This window comes from Azonexus sp. (assembly GCF_030824335.1).
In the GTDB taxonomy this organism is placed as follows: Bacteria; Pseudomonadota; Gammaproteobacteria; order Burkholderiales; family Rhodocyclaceae; genus Azonexus.
This window is the reverse complement of record NZ_JAVBXX010000008.1, coordinates 16038-28337: the sequence shown is the minus strand read 5'-3', so window position 1 is coordinate 28337 and position 12300 is coordinate 16038. Positions and strand designations below refer to the sequence as shown.

Annotated in this window: 12 protein-coding genes; all 12 read right to left on the bottom strand. The window is 59.9% G+C overall.

Going from position 1 to position 12300, the window contains the following annotated elements:
* Positions 1-5: 5 nt before the first annotated feature.
* Positions 6-1466, bottom strand: a complete 1461-nt coding sequence (locus RCI20_RS05590; protein ID WP_306603581.1) for a 2-hydroxymuconic semialdehyde dehydrogenase — start codon at positions 1464-1466, stop codon at positions 6-8.
* A gap of 158 nt (positions 1467-1624) precedes the next feature.
* Positions 1625-2686: an NADH:ubiquinone reductase (Na(+)-transporting) subunit F gene (locus RCI20_RS05585; protein WP_306603580.1), complete on the bottom strand. Its 1062-nt coding sequence runs from the start codon at positions 2684-2686 to the stop codon at positions 1625-1627.
* A gap of 13 nt (positions 2687-2699) precedes the next feature.
* Positions 2700-3056 (bottom strand): phenol hydroxylase subunit P4, encoded by a 357-nt coding sequence (locus RCI20_RS05580; protein WP_306603579.1) that lies wholly within the window; start codon positions 3054-3056, stop codon positions 2700-2702.
* Positions 3057-3084: 28 nt separating this feature from the next.
* Positions 3085-4605 carry a YHS domain-containing protein gene (locus tag RCI20_RS05575; RefSeq protein WP_306603578.1) on the bottom strand — a complete coding sequence of 507 codons (1521 nt, stop codon included), beginning with the start codon at positions 4603-4605 and terminating at the stop codon, positions 3085-3087.
* Positions 4606-4619: 14 nt separating this feature from the next.
* A complete protein-coding gene (locus tag RCI20_RS05570; RefSeq protein WP_306603577.1) occupies positions 4620-4889 on the bottom strand; it encodes an MmoB/DmpM family protein in 270 nt (89 codons plus the stop codon).
* Positions 4890-4898: 9 nt separating this feature from the next.
* Positions 4899-5891 carry an aromatic/alkene monooxygenase hydroxylase subunit beta gene (locus RCI20_RS05565; protein ID WP_306603576.1) on the bottom strand — a complete coding sequence of 331 codons (993 nt, stop codon included), beginning with the start codon at positions 5889-5891 and terminating at the stop codon, positions 4899-4901.
* An 18-nt stretch (positions 5892-5909) separates the two neighbouring features.
* Entirely contained in the window at positions 5910-6185 is a 276-nt protein-coding gene (locus RCI20_RS05560; RefSeq protein ID WP_306603575.1) for a phenol hydroxylase subunit, read from the bottom strand.
* A gap of 9 nt (positions 6186-6194) precedes the next feature.
* Positions 6195-7130 carry a catechol 2,3-dioxygenase gene (locus tag RCI20_RS05555; RefSeq protein ID WP_306603574.1) on the bottom strand — a complete coding sequence of 312 codons (936 nt, stop codon included), beginning with the start codon at positions 7128-7130 and terminating at the stop codon, positions 6195-6197.
* 53 nt (positions 7131-7183) lie between these two features.
* The gene (locus RCI20_RS05550) at positions 7184-7426 is read right to left on the bottom strand and encodes a 2Fe-2S iron-sulfur cluster-binding protein (RefSeq protein ID WP_306603655.1); all 243 of its coding nucleotides are present in this window, start codon (positions 7424-7426) and stop codon (positions 7184-7186) included.
* A 236-nt stretch (positions 7427-7662) separates the two neighbouring features.
* Complete coding sequence (locus tag RCI20_RS05545) at positions 7663-8706, bottom strand: universal stress protein (protein ID WP_306603573.1); 1044 nt, start codon at positions 8704-8706, stop codon at positions 7663-7665.
* Between the two features lie 36 nt (positions 8707-8742).
* A complete protein-coding gene (locus RCI20_RS05540) occupies positions 8743-11139 on the bottom strand; it encodes an RND family transporter (protein ID WP_306603572.1) in 2397 nt (798 codons plus the stop codon).
* A complete protein-coding gene (locus RCI20_RS05535) occupies positions 11136-12248 on the bottom strand; it encodes a YCF48-related protein (RefSeq protein ID WP_306603571.1) in 1113 nt (370 codons plus the stop codon). The genes RCI20_RS05540 and RCI20_RS05535 overlap by 4 nt, the downstream gene beginning before the upstream one ends.
* Positions 12249-12300: the final 52 nt, after the last annotated feature.

Here is a 12300-nt window from a genome sequence, read left to right as displayed (position 1 = left end):
TTGCCTCAGAGCTTCACGCAAATATTTCTTGTCTCGGTATAGAACTCGAGCGAATGCACGCCGCCTTCACGACCGATGCCGGATTGCTTTGAACCACCGAACGCCGTGCGCAGGTCGCGCAGGAACCAGCTGTTGATCCAGGTGATGCCGACTTCAACGCGTGCTGCGACGCGATGGGCACGGCTCAGGTTGGTCGTCCAGATGGTCGTCGACAGGCCGTATTCGTTGTCGTTGGCCTTGTTGATGACTTCGTCTTCGCTGTCGAACGGGCTGATGTGGCAGCACGGCCCGAAGATTTCTTCGCGCACTACCGAAGCGGTTTCCGGCAGGCCGGTCCAGATGGTCGGTTGCACCCAGTGGCCATCCTGCAGATCGGCCGGCATGTCGGGCACTCCGCCACCGGTGACGATGGTGGCGCCTTCGGCCTTGGCCTTGGCGTAATAGGACATGACCTTCTGCTTGTGCTCGGCGCTGATCAGCGGGCCGTAGTTGGCGTTGTGGTCGTCCGGCCGGCCGAACTTGACGGCTTCGGCCTTGACCTTGAGCGCCTGCACGAACTTGTCGAAAATCGGCCGCTCGACATAGACGCGCTCGGTGCCCAGGCAAACCTGCCCGGAGTTGAGGAAAACCGAGCGAAAAATGCCGTCGACCGCAGCATCGAACTCGGCATCGGCAAAAACAATGGCGGCGTTCTTGCCGCCCAGTTCGAAGGACACATCGCGCATGCCTTCCGAGGCGGCCTTCATGATCGCCGTGCCGGTGCGCGTTTCGCCGGTGAAGGTGATGGCGTCGACCTTCGGATGCTGGGTCAGGAATTCGCCGGCCGAATTCGGGCCAAAGCCGTGAATGACGTTGAACACGCCCTTCGGAATGCCGACGCTGTTCATCACTTCGCCAAGCAGCGTCGTGGTCAGCGGCGTCTCTTCGGAGGGTTTGACCACCACGGTATTACCGCAGGCCAGCGCCGGGCCGACCTTCCAGGTCATCAGCATGAACGGGGCGTTCCACGGCGAGATGACACCGATCACGCCCTTGGGCAGGCGAATGGCGTAATTCAGCGCGCCCTTGCCGTCCGGCGTCGCCATGCGGAAGGATTCCGACGGCACGTTCTTCACCACATCGGCGAAGACCTTGAAATTGGCCGCGCCGCGCGGAATGAAGGCGCTGGTCATCACATGATGCGGCTGACCGGTATCGGCCATTTCAGCAGCAACGAAATCGTCGAAGCGGCGGGTGATTTCGTTGGCCACGCCGTAGAGCAGATCGACGCGCTGGTCGGTACTCAAGCCACCCCACTCGCCCTTCAGCGCGGCGTGCGCCGCCTGCACGGCGGCATCGACATCGGACCGGCTGGCCTCGACGACTTGGGCAATGACCTGGTTATTCAGCGGCGAACGCTTGTCGAAGGGCGTTGTCCCCGTCGCCTCGACAAATTCACCGTTAATGAAATTCCTGATTAGTTGCATGGCAACTCCTTTTTGTTGTTCCCGATTTCCGGGCTTGGCAAGCAGTCTAGGTTCGGCAAATCAATACCGTCCAATACCTTGTTTCATTCAACTCAATATCAAAAAGGTATTAAAAACAGGTATGAAAAAGGCGGCCTGCTGGCCGCCTTGGCTGGGCCTCAAATTGCCCGGAAAAGCGGGCTGCGTACCTGCTGCGCGTCGGCCGCCGAAATGAATTTTTCGGTGTAGATATCGCGCTCGAATAGCCGCCCCTGCATCAAGGTACTGATACAGGCCTCGATCATCATCGGCGGGCCGCAGAGATAGGCTTTGTGGCCGCGGAAATCGTTGGCGAAGTGGATCTTGGCCGTCTCATGCACAAAGCCGCGATAGCCAGACCAGTCACTGCTTTCCTGCTCCTGCGACAGAACCGGCACGTAGGTGAAGTTGGGATGGCGCTCGGCCAGGGCAAGAAATTCGTCGTGGTAATAAAGTTCGTCACGCTGGCGTTGACCGTAGATCAGCGTAATTGGCTTGGCAAAACCCTCGGCCAGCAGATCAAGGATCATCGACCGAGGACTCGACAAACCGGAGCCGCCGGCCATGAAAATCACCGGCAGATCGGCCGATTTCTTGACGAAGAAGCGACCATACGGCCCGGTGAGCTGGATGGCGTCGCCAAGCTGCAGTTGCTCGTGAATATAGGTCGTCCCCTGCCCGCCCGGCACGATGCGGACGTTCAGTTCGATCTCGCCAGCCGCCGAAGGTGGGCTGGCAATCGAAAAAGCACGACTGCCCAGACCATTCGGCAGTTCCAGGTTGATGTACTGGCCGGCCTGGAAACGCATCCCGGCCAGCGCATCGAGCTTGATCCAGATGCCCTTGATGCTCGGCGTCAGCGATTCGATACGACTGACCACCCCGGCGAAGTCGCGTACCGGCAGATTCTCCGCATCCGGGTCTTCCTCGATTTCGGCCTCGATCACCAGATCGCTCTCGGCAGTCGCGCAACACGCCAGGCATTTCCTTTCCTCACGTTCAAAGTCCATCAACGCAAAGCTGGAAGCCTGGCCCTGCTCGATCTCGCCATCGACCACCTGCACCTTGCAGGTGGCGCACAAGCCGTGACAGCAGGCATGTGGCAAATAAATGCCGGCGCGCAGTGCGGCATCGAGGATGGTTTGACCCTCCTCGATTTCGATGGTCTGACCGAGCGGCTCAATGGTCAGTTCGTAACTCATCGCCCGGCGCTCCTCAAGCTGCGGCCAGCAGGGTGTTGACACCCGGCGTGCGGAAGCACAGTTGCGCCTTATGCACAATGCCGTTCTCGGCCAGCGTGGCACTGATGTTGGGCGTGAAGTCCTGCTTGCCCATCGTCCACTTGACCTCGGCCAGATTGACCCCGGCCGCATCCGGGTCCGCTTGCATCAAGGGTTTGACGACATTTTCCCAGTAGTCGCCAAAACGCATGCCTGGCTCGACGACCGTCAGGTAGGGCGTCGAGAACAGCAGATGCTGCTCCCAATAGGTGTACACAATCTGTTTGCCGTTGAAATTGGCGACCGTGTCGCGCGGCACGCCGACATAAGGTTTGGTTGAAGTTAAAGCCATTTGATGTCTCCTTTTTTCAGCTTGCCGCTCAGACGTTACGGGTCGCCAGATCACGCCAGGCGTCGAAATTTTTCTGATCTTCGGAACCGAAGTAATCGCCGTTGTCTTTGCCATTTTGCAGGCCGACCCAGTTCATCCAGGCCACCAGGTCGCCGCTGAGCGGTGCCTGGAACAACTGCGGCATCGGCAGGACGGCCTGAATGTATTTCTCCGGCTCGTTCTCGAAAATGTGCTGACAGCCTTCGGAACAGAAGTGGTATTTGTCGCCCTTGTAGTCGACTTCGCGGATGGTCAGTTGCGTCGGATCGTCCGGCTCGGTAAACACGGTCGGAATCTGGCAGGTCTGACACAGTTTGGCGAGGCCCATGTTCTTGTACGGCGTACCGGCTTCCTTCAGCTTCCTGATGTGCTCCCAGCGCGGCCGGTAGTACTTGTTGAAGGTGGTCGGGTACTTCTTGTCCAGCCAGGCCATGTCCTCTTCGGTCGGAATGTCGGTATGGAAGGCGGTGCCGAAGTTGTACTGATAAAGTGCCAGCATGAACTGGTGCGACATGTGGTCGAGCGCCTTGCCGGCATCATCCCAGCCGCGTGGCGGACGGATGCCGTAACGCGCCAGGTCGTTGAACAGCGCGCCGCCGTTTTCGATACCGTAAATCTCGAAGGCTTCGCGCCAGGACATGACGCGCTTCGGCAGCATGTAATCCATCATCGTGCCGACCACGCCGAGCAGGCGGAAGCCGCGCCAGAACCACTTGTCGATCCAGTTCTGCACGATGGGCAGATTGTCCGGGTCCTGTTCCAGCATGAACTTGATGCATTCCAGGCCCAGCGTCATGTGCCGTGCTTCGTCGGACTGCGCCGAGAAGCCGAAGGTCACCGTCGCCATGTCGCCGTTATAGGCGGCACCGGACATGAAGGGGACGAACAGCAGGTTGGTCAGCACGTATTCGAAGCTGAAGCCGATGGCGATCATGAATTCGAACGGGCCGGACGACATCGCATCGTCAAAGAACGAGCGCGGCAGCGTGCAGTACCACATGCGGTCGCGGGCATCGGCGAAGGCATGGAAACCGTTGTAGAACTTGTTGTAGTTCGACAGCGCGTGAATCTGCGTCTGCGCGTGGCGGATTTCGTCAATCGACTGCATCTGGCAGGCAACCTGCGTACCGACACCCGGAAACTCGCGGCCGGTACGGGCAAAACCCTTGCCGGCGGCGTATTCGCCCGGACTGATCGCCTGCAGGAAAATCTTCAGCGCCGACAGGTAACGCGCGTCGGTGATGTTCAGGTGACCGTTGTTCTGGGCGTGCGCGTCGATGATCGCGTAGAACTTGCGCTCCTTTTCCGCCTGGTATTTCCAGTAGGAATCCATGGTCAGACGGAAGGGGTCTTCCCACTTGTCCCAGTCGTGAATCTTGATGCCTTCGTACTTGATGTACGGATAGATATCGTCTTTCTTCTGATAGGACGGCTCCCAACCCAGATCACGGGTCAGCAGCTTGTATTTTTCCTTCAGCGCGAGTTTCTTCTTGGCAACTTTCATGTCCATGTTCGTTCTCCTTCTCAACTGTTCCAGCACAGGGTCAGGCTGTCTTCATCCTCATCGACGTTGCCGGAGAGGGTGATCAGATTGACTTGCAGTTCCTGCAGATCGAACGGGCGACCCAACTGCTCTTCGATCGTCTCGCGTCTTACGGTCAACTTGCCCTGGGCATCGATTTTGACCATGGCCGGCTGGCGATTGACGGTGCATTCCGGGTTGTCGAGCACGATGGCATCGATGATCGGACGGGTATCTTCATTGGCTTGCAATGCGATGAATACGGTAGACATGGTGACCTTTCAGATCTCGATACCGGTTTTCTTCAGACGTGCCTTGAGCGCCGTCACTTCTTCGGCCAGCATCGTTTCAGCCTGTTCAGCGTTGGCCTGCCGCACGATGGGCAACAGGGCGTCAGCCGCACGCTGGGTCCAGTGCGTAGTCCACTCTTCAAGCACGGCACGATTGGCCGGCGACTCGGCCGCGGCTGTCTTGATCACGGCATCGATCCACTTGCGCGTTTCTTCGTACCAGTCACGCATGAACTGAGTCAGCATGGCGACCGCCGAAGCGCCACGCGGCGACAGATCGCCGTCGATCAGCTGTTCATAGACCAGCGGATAGAGCAAACCGTCGAGCGCCACGTTCTGCGCGACATACAGTTCGAACGGATCACGGATGACCAGCGTGTCTTCGACGTAGCGGCGCAGCGGCTGCCAGACTTCGCTTTCCAGCCAGTCGGTCTTGCCCGCTTCAAGCGCTTCAACATCGCCGAGCAGCAGGCCGATGCGCGACAGGTACTGGGCAATGCCCAGGTTGTCCATCGCATGGAACATGCAAGCCTGCGTGAAGATGGCCGCGTAACCGTAGCCGCAAACCAGGGTGTTGTTCATGTTGGCGCCCCAGGCCGCATGACGCAACGGCACGAGCAAATCCAGCACGGTTTGGCGCAAATCATCGGGAATCGCATCGGCCAGGCCACGCGTTTCGACAAAGGTGAAATTGGCCTCGGTCGTTTCCTGCTGGCGGGCGCGGGCCAGGGTGTAGTTGTTGTAGTAGAACTGGCGGGGATCTTTCAGCGCATACCAGTCCTGCATCACGATGCGGGTGATCGACGCATCGTAAATCAGTTGATCCGGGTCCCAGGTCGGGCGGTAATGCAGGTTTTCCGTCGCCTGGATATCGTAGCTGCCTTCCTGGTAGCGAGAGGCCGGCTTGTTGCCAAAGCGCCGGGCGAGATGGTCAAAGGTCTGGCGCAGCGGCTCAATGCTGACCGTACGGAGGTCGATTTGCATCTTGGTGTCTCCTGTTTTTTACTTGAAACGGGTTTTGGTAGCGTCGGACATGCGCCAGTCCCAGTCGCCAACCGCCAGCCCGGAGTCCTCGTGCGGCGGCAACATCTCGACGCGGTTGGCCTGGCAGAAGGCCAGGAAATCGCTGCGCTCGAGAATCATCTCGGCGAAGACTTCCGGTTCGCCGATGGCGAATTCGAACTCGACGAAGCCCTTGCCCCGTTCGCCGCAAACGCGCACGAAACGGCGTGAGGCATCCAGTGTCGACTGGGCATTTTGGGAAGCGACTGCGGACATGGCGGCGCCTTAGCTGACGACGGTCAGGAAGGTTTCGTGCAGCTTGCGCTGCGGGTAGTCGAGACCACCGCCAGCGCCAAGCCCTTCGAAAGTCCAGGTCGTCGGCTCGTAATCTGGATAAGGTTGATAGCCGCCCATGAAAGTCTCGAAACGGTTGCCGGATGGATCCCAGGCGTAGATCGTGCAACCACGCGTGACACCGTGGCGGGTGGGGCCGATGTCGATTGGAACCTTGTGCATCGACATGATGTCGCCCGCACGCAGCACTTCTTCCCAGCTTTCGAGCATGAAGGAGACGTGATGCAGCTTGCCCGGCTCGGCGTGTTCGACGAAGGCGATGTCATGAACCTTGTGTGAGCACGACAGCCAGATCGCGACATTGCCCTGGCCATCCGGCGTCAGCACGCGCTCGACGAGATAGAAGCCGAGCACCTCGGTAAACAGCTTCTGCACCGCAGCAACGTTCGGGCCGTAGAGCAGGCAGTGGTCGAGGCGCACCGGCGCGATGCCGTTTTCCGAAGCCTTGGTCCACGGCGCCGGGTTTTCGACCTGCAGGCCGTTGCCAACAGCCGTCTTGGTGGCATAAAGCTCGATCAGGTGGCCGGTCGGGATCTGGAAACGCACACGCTCACCGGTTTCCAGCAGTTCGCCAGCCGGCATGCGCTCGGTCTTGACGCCGTAGTCGTTGAGCTTCTTTTCCAGCTCATCAAGCGTCGCTTCGTCCAGCACCTTGAAGGCGAAGAAATCGAGACCTGCCGTATCGGCCTGGCGCAGGATCACGCTGTTGTGATCGCGTTCATCCCAGCACTTCAGATAAACCCGACCTTGCGCATCCCGCCCGGTTTCCACCAGACCCATGACGTCACGATAGTGATGCACGCCTTCTTCCAGATCCAGCACGCGAATCTGGGCGTGCCCTGGACGCAAAACTCCTGTCATTGCCATTACTTTGTCTCCTTGTTTTTTAACTACGGACCACTGAAAACCAATTGCTGCAACTACTGCGTCGATGCCTGCCCAAGCAGCGCCGAGCGCATCACGCCGAGCACCCGCAACTCAAGATCGCTGCGGGGAAAGATGCGGCAGGCCAGCACACAACCAGCCGCCTGATCCGCTGCGCTGACATGACAGCGGCTCATCGGCTTGACGTCATAACTGCCCGCCAGAACCTCAACCTTGCAAACGCCGCAAGCGCCGCCGCAACAACCTTTTGGAATACCACGCCGGCCAAGCTGACACATGCTCTCAAGGACGGAACGCGCCGGATCACCAGAGAAGCATTCGCCCGTTTCGGCAATACAAACCTTGAACACCACGACAAATTCCTCATTGAGATATGCATTTCTTTTCAGATAACAGCAGGTAGTGTGCCAATACAGCAAGCCACTGTTTTAATTCACCTATCCGAAACGCATTCACCAAAAACACATAAAGCGATTTATTTTTTTATCAAACCCGACAAATCGCTTTGATAAATTTATTCAAGCTTGGCTATCGCGAGGTGGATGATCCGGGCGTACAACTGCTTGAAATCGTCGTCGAGATCGGTGTCAAAACGCGGATCGCCGTTCTCGGCGAAAGCCGCCCGGATCTCGCGCCAGTCATCCGTCGTCAGGTGTTCGCGTGCGCCTGGCAAGATGGTGTTTTCTTCCAGGTTCATGTGCGCCCACTGCGCCTCGGCAAAGCGCTTGACCGCCCCAGCAAGAGCGATCTTTGCGGCCTGACGCGCAGCCTCATCCCGCGCCGCCGCCCATTCGTCGACTGCCGACTGCATCGCCTGCAGCAGCGCATCACCGGCCAGATGTTCGGCGCGCAATAGCGCAATGGCCCCATCGAAAGCCTTTGTGCGCGCCGCCAGATGGCGGAACAGGTAATCGTTTTCCTTCGGATGGTGCAGTCGCTCGGGGAAGGCTTCGATATAACGCAACATGGCCTGCAGCAGCGGCACATCCAGCGGTCCCGACCCACCGGCGGCCTCTTCGACCAGAGCCTGCAGGGCGCGTACCACTGCCGCCAGCGAACGATGTTCATCCTGGATGATGGCTATCGCCACCAGCATGTCGCGTTCCGGCTGCTGGCTTTCCACGCTTGCCACCAGTACCGGTAAACGCGCATTGGCCAATACCTTTTGTGTCTGTGAGCCAAGGACCAGCGCACGCAAGCCTTTGTGGCCGTGCGACGCCATGAAAATCAGATCGCAGCCCAATCTTTCGGCTTCGGCCACGATGGCCGCGGCCGGCCGGTCGCTGACCCGGCTCACCAGGGAACAGGGCACGCCCTTGGCACTGGCCGCAGCTTCGGCTTTTTGCAGGATGCCCTGCGCTTCACCGGCCAGATTGGCGGCAAATGCGTCGGGCGCGACCGTGCGCTGCAGGGCGCCCTGATCGGTCGAAGAAAAATCGGCCTGCGCCGTGAAGAAGCTTATCCGCGCGCCCAGCGCCGCGGCGAAGGCAACCGCCTGGGAAACGATTTCGGTGGCCAGCCCCGAGCCATCGAGGGGAACCAGAAGATGCTTGTACATATCAACCTCGTGCAATGATCAGCGTGGACCGGCGGCTCAGACGCTGGCCGGTTTTTTGTGCTTGAGCAGGAAATGGCCGAGTGCCGGCAGCAGGATCAGCGCACCGAGCATGTTCCAGACGAACATGAAGGCGAGCAGGATGCCCATATCGGCCTGGAACTTGATCGGCGAAAACGCCCAGGTGGCGACGGCGATGCCCAGCGTGATGCCGGTCAACACGACCACCTTGCCGGTGAACAACAGCGCCTTGTAGTAAGCCTCGGACAAGGTATGGCCGGCCTTCAACTGCGCCTGCGTCACGGTCAGCACGTAAAGTGCGTAATCGACGCCAATGCCGACGCCCAGCGCGATGACCGGCAGCGTGGCAACCTTGACACCGATATTCAGATAGACCATCAGCGCTTCGCACAGCACGGAAGTCAGCATCAGCGGCACAACGGCGCAGATCACGGCACGCCAGGAGCGGAAGGTGATGAAGGCGAGAACGATCACGGCCAGATAAACCAGCAACAGCATTTCGGTATTCGCCTTGCGCACGACGATGTTGGTCGCCGCCTCGATGCCGGCGTTACCGGCGGCCGACAGGAAACGGACCTGCTCGGTGTTGTTCGCTTGGGCAAAGCGCTCGACTGTCTGCACGACGCTGTTCAACGTGTCGGCCTTGTGATCCTTCAGATATACGTAAATGGTCAGCAGATCGCAGTTCTGGTTGAATAATTCACGCGGTGCCCGGGTGATGATGGAATTCAACATGTCCTGGCTGCGCGGAATTTCATACCACTTCAGGCTGCCTTCGTTCATGCCGGCGGCGGCCAGCTTGCTCAGGCCGGCCAGCGAACTGGTCACCTCGACACCGGGCAACTGCTGCAGATCGCGTTCCAGCGCGTCGACCTGCATCAGCACGTCGTAATGCGCGCAGTGATATTGCGGCGTCTTGACCATCACGATATAGACGTCGGAGCTGGCCGCGTAATTGGCGACCATGAAAGCGTTATCGCGGTTGTAGCGCGAATCCGGACGCAACTCGGGGGCGCCCTGGTCGGTATCGCCGATCTTCAACTGGAAGCTGGTGACCAGACCGAAAATCCCCAACACCAGCGAAACGGCAATGGCGATGCTGGCCCACTTGCGCTGCGTGAACATATCGAGGAAGGCCCAAAACGGATGCTTGGCATGGCCGGCATCGGCCGCTTCAGCCAGTTCGGCTTTCAAACTGCGTTTGGCGGCATCGGCGCTGACCCCGGTGTAGGACAGCAGGATGGGCAACAGCAGCAGATTGGTGAAAATCAGCACGGCCACACCGATACTCGCCGTAATGGCCAGATCCTGAATCACCTGGATCTGGATCACCATCAGCACGGCAAAGCCCACCGCGTCGGCCAGCAGCGCAGTGACCCCGGCCAGAATCAGCCGGCGGAAGGTGAAGCGGGCGGCGACCAGCTTGTCGGTGCCACGCCCGATATCCTGCATGATGCCGTTCATCTTCTGCGCACCGTGGCTCATGCCGATGGCGAACACCAGGAAAGGCACCAGCACCGAGTACGGGTCAAGTTCGTAACCCAGCATCGGCAGCAGGCCGAGCAGCCAGATCACGGCCACTACCGAGCAGGTGACGACCAGCGCCGTGCTGCGCAGACAGCGGGTGTACCAGTAAAGGACGGCGGTACAGATGGCAATGGCCATGGCGAAGAACAGCATCACCTGCTGCAGGCCGGCCAGCAAATCGCCCACGACTTTGGCAAAACCGGTGACATGAATTTTGATGTCGTCGGTTTCGTACTTGGCCCGGACATCCTCAAGGCGCTGCGACAGTTTGTTGTAGTCGATGCGCTCGCCGGTATCGGCCAGCTTGTCCTGCAGCGGCACCAGAATGATGCTCGACTGGAAATTGGCGGCAATCAACTGGCCGATTTCCCCCGAGCGCTCGACATTGACCCGCACCTGATCGAGGCTCTCGGGCGAGCCGTCGTAATCGTCGGGAATCACCGGGCCGCCATCCAGACCTTCCTCGGTCACGCCGGTCCAGCGCACCGACGGTGCCCACAGCGACTTCATGAACGGCCGGTCGACCTCCGGATAAAGGAATAGCTCGTCATTGATCTGGCGCACCACATCGAGATAGGCCGGCGCGAAAATCGTGCCGTTTTTCGTTTCGATGGCAATGCGCAGCGTATTCCCGGCGCCGGCCAGTTCGGCACGGTTTTCCAGGAAATTGGCGATGTACTCGTGCTTGGTCGGAATCATCTTCTCGAATGCCGCATTGAGCGACAGGCCGGTGGCCTTGTAACCGAGGAAAATGGTGGCGATCAGGCAGAGCAGGACGATGACCAGACGGTTGTTGAACAAGGCTCGCTCGATGGCGGAACCCGATTGCGGATCGAAATCCTGCAGGGAAACGCCCCCCATGGCGGGCGAGGATGCGACATAGCTCATTTCTTTTGCTCCGATCCCAGGACTTCGGCCGGCAGACGCACCGGCCCGCGCTGGGTAGATACCAGCAAGCCACCGTCGGCCGTTTCGACCACACCGGTTGCTGCGTTGATTTTCGCCGTGCTCAGTGCCGTGAAGGCTGCACCGGCATTGCGGCTGAGCATGACCCGGCCGGTTTCATCGACCACGACCAGGCGGCCGTCGCGCAAGCGCGTTCCTGCGGTCAACGTCACCGGCAGACCAAAATCGACCTTTTGCCAGGAAGTGCCCTGATCGCTGGAGCGGAAGGCGTTGCCGCGCAAGCCGAAGACCAGCATCGACCGGTCGTTGGCCAGCAGCGCACCGAACAAGGTGCCGGGATAGTCGATGCGCAATGCGGCAAAGGATTGCCCGCCGTCGGTGGAGCGCAGCAAGGTGCCCTGTTCGCCGGAAATCAGCAGATTCGGGCCGTCGACCGCAATATGGTAGAGATGCCGGGCGCGCGGGTTGTCTATCCGGCCAAGCAACGAGGTCCAGGTCTGGCCACCGTCCGCCGTGGCAAAGGCCAGGCCGTAGGCACCGACCACCAGACCACGCTGTGCATCATGAAAATGGACGTCGAGAAACGGCTTGTCCGGCCCTTCGGCCACCATCCGCGCCGCGTCGCGCTGGCGCCGGGTCGGCGTTTCCGTGCTGCCTTCGGCATCGGCTGCCGCCTGTTCGATGGCTGCCGCCTGCCGGCCATCGAGCTGGCGCGTCCAGCTTTCTCCGCCATCACGGCTATGCAGCACGACACCGCCATGCCCCACTGCCCAGCCCGACTCGGCGCTGACGAAACGCACCGCCGTCAGCGCCACGCTGCTCGGCACCGAACGGGCTTGCCGCCAGTGCGCGCCATGATCATCGGACAACAGGATCACGCCGCGCTCGCCGACCGCTACCAGACGTTGCCCGGCGACGGTTATTGCGGTCAACAAGGAAGATCCGGCCTTTTCGCTCAAGCGGGCCGGTTGTTCCAGCGCATCAAGGGGCTTGCGGTTTTCACCACCGACAGCGGTGCCACAGACGAGACTCAAGCTGGCCGAAAACAGGACGGCAGCGAGCCCTCGCGACGTTTTTCTACGCGCGTTCATGTTCATTCCCAAACGGATAAGTGGGCAACACCGGGGGAACCCGGTGCGCCAG